This window comes from Olsenella profusa, assembly GCF_016900315.1.
Lineage (GTDB): Bacteria > Actinomycetota > Coriobacteriia > Coriobacteriales > Atopobiaceae > Thermophilibacter > Thermophilibacter profusus_A.
On record NZ_JACSNQ010000007.1, the window covers coordinates 15,672 to 31,438 of the forward strand.

Genomic DNA, 15,767 nt, shown 5'->3' on the forward strand with positions numbered 1-15,767 from the left:
CATGCAGATCTCCCTCACCCTGAACGGCGCGCCCCTCACCGAGGACGTGCGCGCCGACATGACGCTCCTCGACTTCTGCCGCGCCCACGGCGCCAAGTCCGTCAAGTGCGCCTGCGAGACCTCCAACTGCGGCCTGTGCACCGTGCTCCTGGACGGTGAGCCCGTGCTCTCGTGCTCGGTCCTCATGGCGCGCGCGGACGGCCACGACGTCACCACCTTGGAGGGCGTCGCGGACGGCCGGCGCGAGCTCCTGGCGCGCTGCCTCGCCGAGGAGGGCGCCGAGCAGTGCGGCTTCTGCGCGCCGGGCCTGGAGATGGCGGTCCTCGCCCTGGACGCCGCCCACCCGAATGCCGACGACGAGACCGTCCGCCGCTTCCTCGCGGGCAACCTCTGCCGCTGCACCGGCTACGCAAGCCAGCAGCGCGCCATCCGCCGCTTCCTCGCGCGCCACCAAAACGGCGGCGAGCTGCCGCCGCGCGCCGTGCCGGACGACCCCACCACGCAGTCCGGCGAGCGGCACGCCCAGATCGCGCGGCCCGTGGCGAAGAAGGACTCCGCAGCCCTTCTCGCCGGCAAGCCCGTCTACACGGCCGACCTCGCGCCCGAGGACGCGCTCGTGGTGAAGCTCGTGCGCTCGCGCTACGCGCACGCGCTGGTCACGGACGTCGACAAGAGCCGCGCGCTCGCGCTTCCCGGCGTCGTGGCCGTCTGGGGCCCCGATGACGTGCCCCACCACCGCTTCACGCTGGCCGGCCAGTCCTTCCCCGAGCCGAGCCCCTACGACACGGTCCTTCTCGACCGCCACGTCCGCTACGTGGGCGACGAGGTGGCAATCGTGGTGGCCGTCGACGAGGCCACCGCCGCGGCGGCCGCCAAGCTCGTGAAGGTCAGCTACGAGCAGCTGCCCGCAGTGCTCGACGTGGAGGAGGCGATCGACAACCCCACCGTCATCCACGACGAGGACGACTGGACGCCCGGCGGGGACACCTCCGGCGACCCGCGCCGCAACCTCGTGGCCGCCGGTGAGCGCGTCCACGGCGACCTCGAGGCCGCCTTCGCCGAGGCGGACGTGGTCATCGAGCGGCGCTATCGCACCCAGGCCACCCAGCAGGCCATGATGGAGACCTTCCGCTCCTTCGCCTACACCGACGCCTTCGGCCGCGTCACCGTGGTGAGCTCAACGCAGGTGCCCTTCCACATCCGCCGGCAGGTCGCCTGCGCCCTCGGCATCCCCAAGCGGCAGGTGCGCGTCATCAAGCCGCGCGTGGGCGGCGGCTTCGGCGCCAAGCAGTCCGGCAGCAACGAGGCCTTCGCCGCGCTGGCGGCGCTGCGCACCGGCCGGCCCTGCGTGTGCACCTACACGCGCGAGGAGACCATGTGCTGCTCCAACACCCGCCACGAGATGGTGCTCGACGTGCGCGTGGGCGCCCGGCGCGACGGCACGCTCACGGCCATCGACCTGCACGCCCTCTCAAACGCGGGTGCCTACGGCTACCACGCCACCACCACGGTCACGCTCACGGGCGGCAAGGCGCTGCCGATCTACAACCACGTGGCGGCGAGCCGCTTTTCCTACGAGGTCGCCTACACCAACACCACGCCGGGCGGCGCCTACCGCGGCTACGGCGCCACGCAGGGCTGCTTCGCCGTGGAGTCCGCCGTCAACGAGATGGCCGACGAGCTCGGCATGGACCCCTGCGAGCTGCGCCTCAAGAACCTCGTGGGCCCCGGCGAGACCCTCTGGCAGCTGAACGACGAGCCGCTCCACTCCTGCCGCGCCGACGACTGCCTGCGCCGCGCGATGGAGATGGTGGGCTGGGAGGGCCGCCCGCTCTCCGAGGACCTCGGCGACCGCGTGCGCGGCCTCGGCGTGGCGCTGACCATGCAGGGCTCCGGCATCGCCAACGTTGATATTGCCAACGTGGACATCCGGCTCGAGGACGACGGCTTCTACGTGCTCTCCATCGGCGCCACCGACGTGGGCACCGGCGCGGACACGATCCTGGCCCAGATGGCGGCCGAGGCGCTCGGCTGCAGCGTCGACCGCGTGGTCACCAAGGGCGTTGACACCGACACCTCCCCCTTCGACACCGGAGCCTACGCGTCCTCGGGCACCTACACCACCGGCGGGGCCGTGGTGCGCGCGGCCGAGGACCTCAAGCGGCAGATCCGCGCCCAGGCGGCCCGGCTCTGGGGCGTCGGCGAGAAGGACGTGGAGTTTGACGGGGAGCGCCTCTGGTGCGTCGGCTCTGGCACGCCCGAGGCGCCCGAGCACGAGACGGGCCTCGCCGAGCTCGCCAACCGCATGATCGGCTTTGGCCTCATGCCCGGCATGCTCGAGGGCCACGGCTCCAACTCCCAGCCGAGCTCGCCGCCGCCCTTCATGGCCGGCGTCGCCGAGGTGGAGGTTGACAAGGCAACCGGCCAGGTCCGCGTCACCGACTACGCCGCCGTCGTGGACTGCGGCACCGTGGTGAACCCGGCGCTCGCGCGCGTGCAGGCCGAGGGCGGCATCGCACAGGGCATCGGCATGGCCCTCACCGAGGACGTCTCCCGCGACGACCACGGCCGCCTGCGCACGGGCAGCTTCCTGACCTACAAGCTGCCCAGCCGCCTCGACGTGCCCGAGCCGCGCGTGGAGTTCATGCCGAGCTACGAGCCAACCGGCCCCTTTGGCGCCAAGTCCATCGGCGAGGTGGTCATCAACACGCCCTCGCCCGCCGTCATGAGCGCCGTGGCCCACGCCACGGGCCGCTACGTACGCGACCTGCCGATCACGCCGAGCAAGGTGCTGCTCGGCGAGTAGCGCGCGTGGCGCGAGGTTATCGCCTGACGCACGTCCTTCTCGCCCCGCCTCACGTCCTTCTCGCCCCTGCCTGACAGCGAGAAGGACGTGACTTTTTGCGAGTCGACTTCCCCAGCTCGTCCAAAGTCACGTTTCAGAGCCTCAAAGCGTGACTTCCAGCGAGCTGCGCCACTTTGACTCGTCCAAAGTCACGTTTCAGAGCCTCAAAGCGTGACTTCCAGCGAGCTGCGCCGCTCCGGCTCGCTCAACGTCACGTTTTGAGACGCGCCGAGAGTTGAGACGCGCCGAAAGTCGAGACGCGCCGAGAAGGACGCGACGTTTTGCGGGCCTCCCCCGCGGCGCTAGAATCGAGGGGTTCGATCCCCGTCCGGAGGCCGCATGTTCAAGCTCAGGAGATACCTTGCCGGGCACTACGCCGAGTGCGTGCTCGCGCCCCTGTTCAAGATGCTCGAGGCGCTGCTGCAGCTCCTCGTGCCCCTCGTGATGGCGCAGGTCATCGACGTGGGCATCCCCACGCGCGACGCCAGCTACGTGCTCTGGCACGGGGCGCTGCTCGTGGGCATGGGCGTCTTTGCCTGGGCCATCTCGGTCACGGCGCAGTACTTCTGCTCCAAGCTCGCGGCCGCCTTCGGCACGGCGCTGCGCGACGACCTCTTCCGCCACGTACTCTCGCTCTCCCGCGCGGACGTGGAGCGCCTCGGCCGCGCCAGCCTCACCACCCGCCTCACCAACGACACCCAGCAGGTCCAGGACGGCCTCAACATGTTCTTCCGCCTGATCCTGCGCTCGCCGTTCGTGACGCTCGGCACCGTGGTGGCCGCGTGGCTGGTTGACGGCGTGGAGGGCGCGGCGCTGCTCGTGGCTGTCGTCGTCTCCTTTGCGCTGGTCATGGGCTTCATGCGCCTCACCACCTCCCGCTACCGCGACATCCAGCGCGGCCTCGACGAGGTGCTGCTGCTCGTGGCGGAGAACCTCGAGGGCGTCCGCGTGCTGCGCGCCTTCCGCCGCGAGGCCGACGAGCGCGGCGCCTTCGCCGAGGCGGCCGGCACCGTGCGCCGCCGCCAGGTCACGACCGGCGACCTCTCCGCCCTCGTGAACCCCCTCACCTACGTGGCCATCAACTGCGGACTCATCGCGCTTTTGTGGCTCGGTGGCGCGCAGGTGGACGTCGGCAACCTCACGCAGGGCCAGCTCGTGGCCCTGGTGAGCTACGTGAGCCAGGCCCTCGTGGAGCTCCTCAAGCTCACCAACCTCATCGTCCTGCTCTCCAAGGCCTCCGCCTGCGCCCGCCGCGTGAACGAGGTCTTCGAGACGGCCCCCTCCATGGCGGACGGCACCCGCGAGGCAGCGCTCGCCCCCGACGCGCCCGCCCTCACCTTCGACGACGTCAGCTTCACCTACGCTGGCGGCGCCGGCCCCGCGCTCTCCCGCGTGAGCTTCGAGCTTCCGGCCGGCGGCACCCTCGGCGTGATCGGCGGCACGGGCTCGGGCAAGTCCACCCTCGCGAGCCTCGCCCTGCGCTTCTACGACGCCACCGAGGGCTCCGTACGCGTGGGCGGCACGGACGTCCGCGAGCTCACGCGCTCCTCGCTGCGCCGCGTGGTCTCCCTCGTGGAGCAGGGCGCGCAGCTCTTCTCCGGCACCGTCGCCTCCAACCTGCGCTGGGGACGTTCCGACGCCGGCGAGAAGGACCTCCAGGCGGCGCTCGCCACCGCGCAGGCCGCCGGCGTCGTGGCCGGCAAGGGCGGGCTCGACGCGCCCGTGGAGCAGTTCGGGCGCAACTTCTCCGGCGGCCAGCGCCAGCGGGTCGCCATAGCCCGGACGCTCGCGCGGCGTCCGGAGGTGCTCGTGCTCGACGACGCCTCCTCCGCGCTCGACTTCGCCACCGACGCGGCTCTGCGGCGCGCCCTCGCGCACGACTGCGCGGGCGCCGCCGTCGTCACCATCTCGCAGCGCGTGACCGCCGTGCGCCAGGCCGACCAGATCCTCGTGCTGGACGGTGGGCGCCAGGTGGGACTGGGCACCCACGAGGAGCTTCTCGCCAGCTGCCCGGTCTACCGGGAGATCTGCGAGTCGCAGCTCACGCCCGAGGAGGTGGCCCGATGAGCGGCAGGTTTGGCGGGCGCGCGTCCGGCGCGCGCGGGGTCGGCAGGGGCCGCGGGGCCGCGCGCAGCGACGGCACCGTCCGCCGCATGGTCGGCCTCTTTGCGCGCAGGCGCGGTAGTGTGGCCGCGGCGGCGGTGCTGGCGGTGGCCGTGGTGGTGGGGACGCTCTCCCTGCCCGTGCTCTCCGGCCGCGCCGTCGACTGCGTCGTGGGGCCCGGTCAGGTCGACTTTGCCGGGCTGCGACGCGCGCTCGCGGCCATCGCGGTGGCGCTGACGGGAACGGCCCTGGCGCAGTGGGCGCTCTCGGCGCTCACCAACCGGCTCGCCTTCGGGGCCACCTTCGAGCTGCGCCGGGCTGCCTTCGACCACCTGCAGGAGCTCCCCCTCTCCTACCTGGACTCCCACGGCCACGGCGACCTCGCCAGCCGGATCGTCACGGACGCCGACCAGCTCTCCAACGGCCTGCTCATGGCCTTCCAGCAGCTGCCCACCGGCGTGCTCACCATCGTGGTCACGCTCGCGTTCATGTTCGCCCTGAACCCTCTGGTCGCCGCGGTGGTGGCGCTGCTCACGCCGATCTCGGTCTTCACGGCGCGCTTCATCGCCACGCACAGCGCCCGGCACTTCTCCGGCCAGACGCGCCTGCGCGGCGAGCTCACCGCCTACGCGGAGGAGATGATCGGCGGGATCTCCGCCGTGGAGACCTTCCAGACCCAGGACGAGGTGCTCGCCCGCTTCGCCGTCACCGACGCCGCGCTCGGGCAGGAGAGCTTCAAGGCGGTGTTCTTCTCGTCCCTGGTGAACCCCACCACGCGCTTTGCGAACGCCCTGGTCTACGCCGCCATCGGCATCTTCGGCGCGTTCGTGGCCATGTCCGGCGGCATCACCGTGGGCGGGCTCTCGGCCTTTCTGGGCTACGCGGACCAGTACGCCAAGCCGTTCAACGACATCTCCGGCGTGGCCACCGAGCTCCAGAACTCCGTGGCCTGCGCGCGGCGGCTCTTCGAGCTCCTGGACGTGCCCGCCGAGGAGGCGGACGCTCCCGACACGGCCGAGCTGACGGCGCCGCGCGGCGAGGTGCGCCTGGAGCACGTGGCCTTTGGCTACGAGCCGCTCCGCCCGGTCCTCACGGACGTGGACCTCTCCGTGCGCCCGGGCCAGCGCATCGCCCTGGTGGGCGAGACGGGCTGCGGCAAGACCACCCTCATCAACCTGCTCATGCGCTTCTACGACGTGGACGCCGGCGCCGTGCGCGTGGACGGGCTTGACGTGCGGGGGCTCACGCGCGCAAGCCTGCGCGCCGGCTGGGGCATGGTCCTGCAGGACACCTGGGTGCGGCGCGCGACGGTCTTCGAGAACGTGGCGATGGGCCGGCCCGGCGCCACGCCGGAGGAGGTGCGCGCCGCCTGCCGGGAGGCCTACGCGGACGACTTCGTCTCCCGGCTGCCGCAGGGCTACGACACGGTGCTCGACGGCTCGGAGTCGCTCTCCGCGGGCCAGCGCCAGCTCCTGTGCATCGCGCGGGTGATGCTCGCGCGCCCGGCGATGCTCATCCTGGACGAGGCCACGTCCAACATCGACACGCGCACCGAGCTCCTGGTGCAGCGCGCCTTCGCCCGCCTCATGGAGGGCCGCACGAGCTTCGTGGTGGCGCACCGCCTCTCCACCGTCCGCGACGCCGACCTCATCTGCGTGATCGCCGACGGGCGGATCGTCGAGCGCGGCACTCACGAGGAGCTGCTCGCCACCGGCGGGCGCTACCGGCAGATCTACGAGGCGCAGTTCGCCCCGACGGAGTAGCGGGGGGTACGGCTGGCGGGGGCGCGGGCGGACGGGCGGCCGGACTTCCGCACCGTTTTCGGACACCTCCGGCGAGAAGAACGTCCGGAAACAGTACGCGCTACGAGGGACGCACTGTTTTCTGACGTTCTTCTCGCCAGGTTCGTCCAGAAGCGGTGCGCCCGATCCCCCACGCACCGTTTCTGGACACTTCCCACCTGCAAACCGTCCGGAAACAGTGTGCCCCTCTGGGGACGTACCGTTTCCGGACGCTCTCGGGCAGAAAAACGTCCAAACACGGTGCCGCCCATCACCCGCCGCCCGCAGCCCGCCGTCCATCCAGCCACGGCACCACCACCCGCGACCACCCGCCGGCGAGAAGGACCCCTACAGGCCGTGCTCGGCCAGGCGGCGCACGATCTCCCGCAGCGTCACACGCGCGGCGAAGAGCTGCCGGTACGTGGCCGTCCGCACCCTTCCCTCGGCGGCGAGCCGTTCCATGCGCGCGCACGTGTCGGCGAGCTCGGCGCGCACGTCGGCAGCGAACGCGTCGTAGGCCACCAGGCGCGCCGCGTCGTCCGCGCCGCCGGAAGCGTCGCCGGTCATCAGAAGTTGGCCCCGTTCCAGCCGAAGTCGGGCGTCCAGCCGTAGCGGATGTAGAGCCGCGCCGGGTCCACGCCAAGCTCGCGGGCAATCGCGGGCGTGACCTCCTCGGTGAAGCGCTCCCAGACGCCTGCGTCGACCGCGTCGCGCGCGAACACGCTCACCTCGACGTAGGCCGCCGGCGCCGAGTCGTCACCGGCAAAGTAGATGGGCACGTCGCCCTCGAACAGGCACATCAGCCACGACTCGGACTTGCCGGGCACGACCTCGATCGCGCGGCCGTAGGCGGCCTTCAGGGCCTCGCGGGCCTCGGGCGAAATGGGCTCGGAGCAGTGCGTGTGAACGACGGGCATGGCGTCTCCTCTCGTCGGGTCCCGCAGGCAAACGGGCAGATAGCAGAAGGATAGCCGAGAAGGACCCGCGACGTGCCGCTCCCCGCCACGGGCCGCCGCGGGTCGTGCGGGCCCCGCTCCCCGCCACAAGCCGGCCCACCATGGGCCGCCCTACTCCCCCTCCACGCGGCGGCGCAGCTGCTTCACCTTGCCACGGGCGCGCTTGTCCTCGAGGCGACGGCGGCGCTGACCCACCGGGACGCGCGTCTTCTTCCGCGGGCGCGGCGGCCGGGCACGGCGCCGGCACGTCTCGAGGATCTTCTCGACGCAGCGCTCGCGGTTGCGCAGCTGGCTGCGCTCCTCGCGCGAGACCACCACGATGCCGGTGGGCACGTGGCGCATGCGCACGGCGGAGTCGGCCGTGTTCACGCCCTGGCCGCCCGGCCCCGAGGCATGGAAGGCCTGCACCTCGCAGTCGCGCGCGATCTGCTCGGCGCTCATCCGTGCGAAGGCGGCGTAGTCGCGGTATGTGAGCGGTCTCTCCCCCATGCCGGCAATCCTACCAGAGGGAGGCACGCACCCGCAGGCCCAAGCGGCGAGAAGAACCCGCAGGCGCCACCCGCCCCCGACGCCCGTCGCCCGCTCCCCGACGGCTTCCGGAAGTCCCAAACCCGGCAGCGTATAGTAAGGGTTTTGCAAGCCCACCGTCACGACTCTGTGAGGTTCCCGATGTCCCTGCCGTCCCTCGTGGTCCCGCTCGCCACGCTCGTCCTTATCGCCGCGCTGTCGGCCGTCCGCGCCCTCCGTGTCGGCCGGCCACGTGCCGCCGACGTCGCGTGGCTCGCCGTGCCCGCGGTCCTTCTCGCCGCCGTCGCCGTCTGGTGCACCCTCGGCCTCTACACGGGAGGCCTCGCCGAGCTCGTCGCCGCCTGCGTCGCTGCCCTCCTGGCCGCCGCGACGGCCCTCGGGCGCGAGCGCGCCCTCACGGCGCTCCGCCGCAGGCTCGCCCCCGCGGCCGCCGAGGTCCTTCTCGCCGTGGTGGCGCTGCTCGTCTGCACCGTGCTTGCCCACCTTGCCCTAGAGCTGCCCTACAACCCCACGGCCCTCTCCATCGCCCCCGGCTTCGCCCTCATCCAGCTGCTCGTCATCCTGGCCGCCCTCGTGCTCGGCTACTTCCTCTTCCAGCGGCACGGCTCGGGCCTCGCGCTGGGCGTGGGCGTCTGCTTTGCCATCGGGCTCGCGCAGTTCTTCGTCGCCGGCTTCAAGGCGTCGGCGATCCTGCCCAACGACCTCTTCGTCCTGGGGACCGCCGCTGCGGTGAGCGGCAGCTACGTCTACAGCGTCGACGGGGCGGTCCTGCTGGGCCTGGCCTGCCTGCTTCTGGCCCTGCCCGTCTGCATGCTCGTGGCGCCGGCCCCGCGGGAGAGCTCCCGCGGCGTCGTGCGGGAGGCCATCGTCAACCTGGGGTGCTCGCTCGTCGCGCTCACCCTGCTGTGGGTCGGCGTGAGCGTCCCGAGCTACTTCGACGACCTCGGGGTGGGCATGGAGTACTGGTACACGCTGGACTACTACGAGAAGCAGGGGTTTCTCACCACGTTCATCGCCGTGGCGCAGGACCTGCCGATCGAGGAGCCCGAGGGCTACACGGACGACGGCGCCCGCGAGCTCGAGGCCCGCTACGCCGCGGCCTACGACGAGACGCTCGGTGCCACGGAGGCGTGCGCCGCCGCGAGCGCGCAGTTCGCAGACGTGCGGCCCTCGATTGTCTGCGTCATGAACGAGACCTTCGCCGACCTCTCCGCGCTCGACGGCGGGAGCTGGGGCTATGAGGGGCCGGCGCGCTTCCGGTCGCTGGGATCTACGGACGGCTCCGTCATGACCGGCGAGCTCAGCGTCTCCGTGATCGGCGGGGGCACCTGCAACTCAGAGTTCGAGTTCCTCACCGGCGTCCCGCTGGCCTACGTGGGCGACGGCAAGTACCCCTACTCGCTCTACGACCTCTCCGAGGCGCCGAGCCTCGCCAGGCAGCTCGGGGCGCTCGGCTACGACACCACGGCCATCCACCCCAACTTCCCCACCAACTGGAACCGCGACCGCGTCTACGAGATGCTCGGCTTCGACCGCTTCCTCTCCTTCGACGCCTTCGACGGCGCCGCGTGGTTCCACAGCGGGGTCTCCGACGCCGAGACCTACGACGAGGTCCTCGAGATCCTGCGCTCCGACGACGACCCGCAGCTCGTCTTTGACGTTACGATGCAGAACCACTCAAGCTACGACCAGGGAAACATTGGCGACGTGGAGCGCTACGAGGTCGACGGCGTGAGCGACTACGACAACGCCCGGCTCTCGGAGTACCTGGGCTGCATCGAGGAGTCCGACCGCGCGCTCGCCGACTTCGTGGCCGAGCTCGCCGAGCTGGACCGCCCGGTGGTGCTCGTCTTCTTTGGGGACCACCAGCCCGCGCTCTCCACGATCCTGGCCGACGCGCTCTACCCCGGCGAGGCGGAGGCCGACCCGCTCTCCCACACCCTGCGCACGCACGAGACGAGCTACCTCGTCTGGGCCAACTACGACGTGGCGGGGGCGGCCGACACGGCCGGCGCTGAGTCCGCGGCCGGCGCGGCCGGGACGAGCCCCGCCTACCTCTGGGCACAGACGGCCGAGGCCATGGGCGTGCCCCTCACCGACTACCAGAAGGCGCTCCTCGCGGTGCGCGCGGAGATGCCGGAGCTGACGCTCGTGGGCGCCCGGTCCGCGGACGGAACCTGGTGCGCCCTCACCGACGAGGACGCGCTGCCCGCGGTCTTTGACGACCTCGCGCAGATCTCCTACCTTGAGTTCGCAAGCAAGCTCGAGTAGCCGCGCGTGGCGGCGAGAAGAACCTGCGGGCAGGCACCCCCCGGCAGGTCTCAGGTTCTTCTCGCCGGGTCGGGCGTGCGGTTGCGCGTGCTTCTCGCCTGCCGTGCGTCCTTCCCGCCCGCTGCGCGTCCCTCTCGCCCCGTCCACGGCGCGTCGGCAAAAGAAAGTCAAAATTGGGGGTTGCGCTACCGGTACCTTCCTTGCTAATATATCCCTCGCGCTGCAGACCCCACTGCAGCGGAACAACATTCGGGCGTTTAGCTCAGGGGGAGAGCGCTTCCCTGACACGGAAGAGGTCACAAGTTCAAATCTTGTAACGCCCACCATTAATTCGCAGCTCAGAGCATGTCCGCTCTGAGCTGTTTTCGTATCTGTCCAAATGGTGTCAAAACAATTATCAAAATTCGGCGAGATTCACCGGACGGTATGAAGTGCCAAGTTATGCATGGACTCGAGATTCTTTCGAGTGCCGAGACCTACCTGCACCTCTCTTCCTTTGTATGAGGTCGAGTGGCAGTGGAATCAAAGGAGCGCTGGTTGACGCTTCACGCATAAAGTCAACCGCTCCTCGACGTCGCGTTCGCAGCGTGCGGGAATCGGGTTCATCGCCACCGACTTCGACCCGACCGTGTCCTCGACGCAGCTTGACTCGCACAGCGGCGAGATCGTGCTCGACAGCGTCGAGGCGGAGGGCCCACCGGCATGTACAACCTCGACCGCGTCTTCGGGCGCGACGACGCCAGCGTGGGAGTCACCGGGGCGTAGGGGCCCGCCGCCTCCGTAGCCGCCCGCTTCGCACGGAACGCCGCAGGCGGTATAGGGCTCGACGTCGTCGCGCTCGTCATCGCACTTCGCGCCCGGCGCGGCCGCGCTCTTGTCATCGGAAGCAACCCTGCGGGCAGCCCATGCCGGACCCATGCCGGACTAGCTATCGCGACGCCTCTTAACGTACCGAAAGAGCGAGATGGCCGAAAGGGAGCTGGAGGTGACCATCAGCGCAACCCCTCCGAAATACCATCCGTTAACCGTGTCAAGAATCGACGATACGTCGACCCTGGTGTTCGACCACAATATGAAAAGAAAGCAGAGGGATGAGAGGAAGAAGCTCGAGGCGACGAGCACTATCGATCGGTCCGAGGGCCTGAGCAGGGCGGCAATCAGCGCGAGGGCCACCGAAGCCGCTCCCAGATACAGGGCGAGTATCATAATTTCCGCCAATCTTTAGCAGTGCCGCCCATCAAATATCTGCATGATTGATTTTACAGCAACTCATCGCGCCGCGAGCCTAGTTCCCGATGTACGAGGAGTATGGGAGGTCAGAGGCTCCGCCCAGCGCGCGCTGGGATTGCGGGAAGTCGGGGGCTTTCTCCACCCCGCGCTCAAGAATTGCGTAAAGTCTGGGGCCTCGTGGCCAGACATCGTAGATTCCTTGAGCGGATGGGGACAGAACCTCCCGACTTCAGGGCTTCTCCGCGCAGACAAAGACAGAGCCCTCCGACTTCCGGGGTTTCTCGAGCACAGGGGCGTACGATCTCGCAGGATGACCCGCTCAGCCCTCAGGACGGGGAGCGGCCTCACGCGCGGCGGTCGGCAGCCCGGCAGAATAGACGCGCCTCCGGACGAGATGGACCTCCCCTCTTGTTCGGCGCCGGAAGCGGTCGATATCCTGCCGGAAGGGCCGTTTCATGCCGTGGCCCTCGCCAGCGTGCGACACGGGTGCGGGTGCTGTCGCCATGTGCAGACAGACATCCCGTTGTCAAAGAGGAGGCACATTATGCAGTCCAGAGTCGTCTCTCTCAGGGACTACCGCGAGGTGTCCCTGGACATCCCGACGTTCGAGCCCGACCTGGCCGCCCTGCAGAGGGAGCTCGACCGGCTGCGCAACCCCTACGTCAGCTGGCAGGACGGCGGCGCGGCGGCTCGCGGCGACATGGTCAGCTGCTCGCTGCGCTCGGACGTGCCCCGCTACCAGAAGGACAAGGTGCGCTTCGTCGCGGGCAGCGGGGTGTACAACCACACGCTCGAGGAGCTGTCCGTGGGGATGCGCGCCGGCGAGACGCGCACCTCCTCCCTTCCTGAGGGCCAGGTGAGCCTGACCGTGCAGGCGGTGAAGAAGCGCGTCACGCCTCCCCTCTCCGACGAGATGGTCGCGGCGCTGGGGCTGCCCGGCGTGCTCACCGTGGCGCAGTACCGCCGCCACCTGCTGGGCCTCCAGCTGGACCAGTCCGCCGAGCAGGCATCCTACGCGCTGACGGCGCAGGTCAAGCGGACCGTGCTGGACGAGTCGGCATTCGTGCTCGCCAAGGCCGACTGGAAGCTTGCCGTAGGGCAGGAGCTGGACCGCTGTCGCGCCATCGCCCGGCAGGACGGGATGGTCCTCGAGGAGATGACCGCCGAGCAGTTCGCCGGCAACATCCCGGTGAGAAGCTACGCCGAGCTCGTGGCCATGACCCAGGACTCCTGCTGGGACAGCCTGCGCTGCTATCTCGCGGGGCGCCACTACGCCGAGCGCGACGGCTTCGTCGTGACCAAGAGGGGCCACGAGGCCTTCCTGCACGACTACGCCAGCACCTGGCACGTCAGCGAGGCCCAGGCCCGAGACGCCCAGCCCTGGGACACCTACGAGTTCAACCAGTACGCCGCCCATGCCGAGACGCTGTGGCGAGACCACGCCGTCCGGCTGTATCGCGAAAAGAACCAGCTACCGGACGAAGAGGGAGACCTGCGATGATTCAGCTTGCCGACAAGGACAACTTCGAGAGCCTCATTCAGAACGACTTCGTGATCGTCGACTTCTTCGGGACCACCTGCGGGCCCTGCAAGGCGTTCTCCCGCATCCTGGAGGACCTCGACGCGGAGATACCCTTCCTGAACATCGTGAAGCTCAACACCACCGACAACCTCGAGCTGGCCGAGCGCTACGGCATCCGCGCGGTGCCGACCGTGCACTTCTACAAGGACGGCAAGCTGGTCGAGAGCCATGTGGGGGTCATGCAGCCCCAGCAGATCAAGGACGTCATCGCCCGATACATGTACGATTAACGGGCAGCAGCCGGCGAGCCCCGGCGCAGCAACGAACTCGCCGCGAGGGAGGACGTCATGGACAAAGAGGTCTACCAGAACTACTGCGCCATCCTGGCCGAGGAGCTCCAGCCCGCCATGGGATGCACCGAGCCCATCGCCGTCGCCTACTGCGCCGCGATCGCGCGCGAGACGCTGGGCGCCCTGCCCGAGCAGGTGGACGTCTACGCCAGCGCCAACATCATCAAGAACGTCAAGAGCGTCGTGGTGCCAAACACCGGTGGCCAGCGCGGGCTCTCCGTGGCCGCCGCCGCGGGCATCATCGCCGACGACGCCGCCGCGAAGCTGCAGGTGCTCGCCGGCCTCACCCCGGAGCAGGTGGAGCAGGTCTCTGAGTACGAGCGGCGCGGCGTCATCCGCGTCCACCCGTCCGAGCGCGACTACGTCTTCGACATCCAGGTGCGCGTCGAGGCCTCCGGGCACACGGCCTTCGCCGAGATCGCCGGCTCCCACACCAACGTCATCCGCGTGGAGCGCGACGGCGAGGCGCTCGTCGACCGCCCGTACGCCGAGGAGGGCCCCAAGCACGCCACCGACCGCTCCCTGCTCACGGTGGAGCGCATCGTGGAGTTCGCCGACACAGTCGACGTCGAGGACGTGCGGGCGGTCCTGCAGCGCCAGATCGACTACAACACCGCCATCGCGCGCGAGGGCCTGCGCGGGACCTGGGGCGCCAACATCGGGCGAATCCTGCTCGAGTCCTACGGCGACTCCACGCACAACCGCGCCAAGGCCTGGGCCGCGGCCGGCTCCGACGCCCGCATGAACGGCTGCGAGCTGCCGGTCGTCATCAACTCGGGCAGCGGCAACCAGGGGCTCACCGCGTCGCTGCCGGTGGTCGTCTACGCCCGCACGCTAGGCTCGACCGAGGAGGAGCTCTTCCGCGCGCTCACCGTCTCCAACCTCGTGACCATCCACCTCAAGACGGGCATCGGCAGCCTCTCGGCATACTGCGGCGCCACGGCGGCCGGCTGCGGGGCCAGCGCGGGCGTCTGCTACCTGCACGGTGGCCGCTACGAGGAGATCGCACATACCATCGTCAACGCCGTGGCCATCGACTCGGGCATGATCTGCGACGGCGCCAAGGCCAGCTGCGCCGCAAAGATTGCGTCGGCCGTCGAGGCGGGGCTTCTCGGCTGGAAGATGCAGCAGAACGGCAGCCAGTTCTATGGCGGCGACGGCATCGTGGTCAAGGGCGTGGAGAACACCATCAAGAACGTCGGCACCCTAGCGAGCGAGGGCATGCGCGAGACCGACCGCACGATCATCCGACTGATGACGAGCGGCATGTGCTGAGATCCCTCCGCTCGCGAGAAGGGCAGGCCGAGAAGGACGTCCTTCTCGGCCTTTCCCTCCCCGATCGCCGCACACGCGAAGCGACCCCAGAGAAACGCTCTTCTCTGGGGTCGCTGCCGTAGCGGTGAGGGCCGGGTGTCACAGGTCGATGTCGGCGTACTTCTCTCTCAGCAGGGCGAGAAGCTCGGGATACTTGTCGCGGCTGAGCAGAATCTCGCCCTCGTATCCCTTGAACTGGATCGCGTAGCTCTTGTTGCTGCCGTCGGCCCGGACGAACGAGATCTTCGAGAGGTTCACGATGAACGACTGGTAGCAGCGGAAGAAGCCGCAGCCCTCCAGCATGTGCTCCAGCTGGCTCAGCGTGTAGCCGATCGGGTGGACCTCGGCGCCGGACTGGGTGACGATGCGGTTGCGGCGGTTGCTGCGCTCCACGAACAGGATGTCCGCGACGGGCGTGAGCCGGTAGCCCTCGCGGGTCTTGATCAGCAGGCTGCGGTTTGCGGTCTCGCGCTTGACGCGCTGCAGGTCGAACACGTACCTCAGACGGCCCACCAGCGCCTGCAGAGCCAGCGGGTCGAAGGGCAAAAGCAGGTAGCCCGCGCACTGGCTGCGAAAGGCCTCGAACGCCCACTCCTTGCTGTCCGCGTAGAGAACGACCTGCACGTCGGGGTGGGTCTGGGACAGGAGGTAGGAGACCCAGTCCCCCGTGCTCGTGCGGGAGGGCGAGGCCGGCTGGTGATTGACGAAGACCACGTCGACATGGTTCTGCTGCACGAAGTCCACCGCCTCCTCGGCGGTCTCGACCTCGCCGGCCAGCTCGAAGTCCTGATACAGCCTCAGCAGGTTCCACAGCGACGAGCGAAGCTCGCGGTCGGCGTCGACCAACAGGGTCCGCATCCTCATGAG

At 69.6% G+C, this 15,767-nt stretch carries 11 protein-coding genes, 1 tRNA gene and 1 pseudogene; 9 read left to right on the forward strand and 4 right to left on the reverse strand.

The annotated features are described in order from the left end of the window. Position 1 precedes the first annotated feature (1 nt). The 3 genes from H9X80_RS04675 to H9X80_RS04685 all read left to right on the forward strand — a co-directional run bounded on the left by H9X80_RS04675 (position 2) and on the right by H9X80_RS04685 (position 6,711). Positions 2-2,806 carry a molybdopterin-dependent oxidoreductase gene (locus H9X80_RS04675; RefSeq protein ID WP_204793184.1) on the forward strand — a complete coding sequence of 935 codons (2,805 nt, stop codon included), beginning with the start codon at positions 2-4 and terminating at the stop codon, positions 2,804-2,806. A gap of 378 nt (positions 2,807-3,184) precedes the next feature. After that, the gene (locus H9X80_RS04680) at positions 3,185-4,912 is read left to right on the forward strand and encodes an ABC transporter ATP-binding protein (RefSeq protein WP_204793185.1); all 1,728 of its coding nucleotides are present in this window, start codon (positions 3,185-3,187) and stop codon (positions 4,910-4,912) included. Continuing rightward, positions 4,909-6,711, forward strand: a complete 1,803-nt coding sequence (locus tag H9X80_RS04685) for an ABC transporter ATP-binding protein (protein WP_204793186.1) — start codon at positions 4,909-4,911, stop codon at positions 6,709-6,711. The genes H9X80_RS04680 and H9X80_RS04685 overlap by 4 nt, the downstream gene beginning before the upstream one ends. A gap of 366 nt (positions 6,712-7,077) precedes the next feature. Here H9X80_RS04685 and H9X80_RS04690 read toward each other — a convergent pair whose 3' ends face one another. The 3 genes and pseudogenes from H9X80_RS04690 to H9X80_RS04700 all read right to left on the reverse strand — a co-directional run. After that, positions 7,078-7,296 carry a hypothetical protein gene (locus H9X80_RS04690; RefSeq protein WP_204793187.1) on the reverse strand — a complete coding sequence of 73 codons (219 nt, stop codon included), beginning with the start codon at positions 7,294-7,296 and terminating at the stop codon, positions 7,078-7,080. After that, on the reverse strand, positions 7,296-7,646 hold the full coding sequence (locus H9X80_RS04695; RefSeq protein WP_204793188.1) for a hypothetical protein: 351 nt from the start codon (positions 7,644-7,646) through the stop codon (positions 7,296-7,298). Before H9X80_RS04695 ends, H9X80_RS04690 begins: the two co-directional genes overlap by 1 nt. A gap of 150 nt (positions 7,647-7,796) precedes the next feature. Beyond that, positions 7,797-8,093: pseudogene (locus H9X80_RS04700) on the reverse strand (peptide chain release factor-like protein); the annotation flags it as partial. Positions 8,094-8,354: 261 nt separating this feature from the next. Here H9X80_RS04700 and H9X80_RS04705 point away from each other — a divergent pair. The 6 genes from H9X80_RS04705 to H9X80_RS04730 all read left to right on the forward strand — a co-directional run bounded on the left by H9X80_RS04705 (position 8,355) and on the right by H9X80_RS04730 (position 14,861). Further along, on the forward strand, positions 8,355-10,484 hold the full coding sequence (locus H9X80_RS04705) for an LTA synthase family protein (protein WP_204793190.1): 2,130 nt from the start codon (positions 8,355-8,357) through the stop codon (positions 10,482-10,484). Positions 10,485-10,735: 251 nt separating this feature from the next. Next, positions 10,736-10,810: transfer RNA gene (locus tag H9X80_RS04710), tRNA-Val, on the forward strand. Between the two features lie 638 nt (positions 10,811-11,448). Then, positions 11,449-11,709: a hypothetical protein gene (locus tag H9X80_RS04715; RefSeq protein WP_204793191.1), complete on the forward strand. Its 261-nt coding sequence runs from the start codon at positions 11,449-11,451 to the stop codon at positions 11,707-11,709. Positions 11,710-12,258: 549 nt separating this feature from the next. Next, positions 12,259-13,215: a hypothetical protein gene (locus H9X80_RS04720; protein ID WP_204793192.1), complete on the forward strand. Its 957-nt coding sequence runs from the start codon at positions 12,259-12,261 to the stop codon at positions 13,213-13,215. Then, on the forward strand, positions 13,212-13,526 hold the full coding sequence (locus H9X80_RS04725; protein WP_204793193.1) for a thioredoxin family protein: 315 nt from the start codon (positions 13,212-13,214) through the stop codon (positions 13,524-13,526). The genes H9X80_RS04720 and H9X80_RS04725 overlap by 4 nt, the downstream gene beginning before the upstream one ends. Positions 13,527-13,583: 57 nt before the next feature. Beyond that, positions 13,584-14,861, forward strand: coding sequence for a serine dehydratase subunit alpha family protein (locus H9X80_RS04730; protein ID WP_204793194.1), 1,278 nt, complete (start codon positions 13,584-13,586; stop codon positions 14,859-14,861). Between the two features lie 138 nt (positions 14,862-14,999). Here the strand turns inward: H9X80_RS04730 and H9X80_RS04735 are convergent, their stop codons facing one another. Then, positions 15,000-15,764, reverse strand: a complete 765-nt coding sequence (locus tag H9X80_RS04735) for a LytR/AlgR family response regulator transcription factor (RefSeq protein ID WP_204793195.1) — start codon at positions 15,762-15,764, stop codon at positions 15,000-15,002. Between the last annotated feature and the right edge of the window lie 3 nt (positions 15,765-15,767).

Coding starts and splice junctions, on each gene's coding strand:
- H9X80_RS04685 (WP_204793186.1), top strand. CDS start 4,909: ATGAGCGGCAGGTTTGGCGGGCGCGCGTCCGGCGCGCGCGGGGTCGGC.
- H9X80_RS04730 (WP_204793194.1), top strand. CDS start 13,584: ATGGACAAAGAGGTCTACCAGAACTACTGCGCCATCCTGGCCGAGGAG.
- H9X80_RS04705 (WP_204793190.1), top strand. CDS start 8,355: ATGTCCCTGCCGTCCCTCGTGGTCCCGCTCGCCACGCTCGTCCTTATC.
- H9X80_RS04725 (WP_204793193.1), top strand. CDS start 13,212: ATGATTCAGCTTGCCGACAAGGACAACTTCGAGAGCCTCATTCAGAAC.
- H9X80_RS04680 (WP_204793185.1), top strand. CDS start 3,185: ATGTTCAAGCTCAGGAGATACCTTGCCGGGCACTACGCCGAGTGCGTG.
- H9X80_RS04735 (WP_204793195.1), bottom strand. CDS start 15,764: ATGAGGATGCGGACCCTGTTGGTCGACGCCGACCGCGAGCTTCGCTCG.
- H9X80_RS04715 (WP_204793191.1), top strand. CDS start 11,449: ATGGCCGAAAGGGAGCTGGAGGTGACCATCAGCGCAACCCCTCCGAAA.
- H9X80_RS04720 (WP_204793192.1), top strand. CDS start 12,259: ATGCAGTCCAGAGTCGTCTCTCTCAGGGACTACCGCGAGGTGTCCCTG.
- H9X80_RS04690 (WP_204793187.1), bottom strand. CDS start 7,296: ATGACCGGCGACGCTTCCGGCGGCGCGGACGACGCGGCGCGCCTGGTG.
- H9X80_RS04675 (WP_204793184.1), top strand. CDS start 2: ATGCAGATCTCCCTCACCCTGAACGGCGCGCCCCTCACCGAGGACGTG.
- H9X80_RS04695 (WP_204793188.1), bottom strand. CDS start 7,646: ATGCCCGTCGTTCACACGCACTGCTCCGAGCCCATTTCGCCCGAGGCC.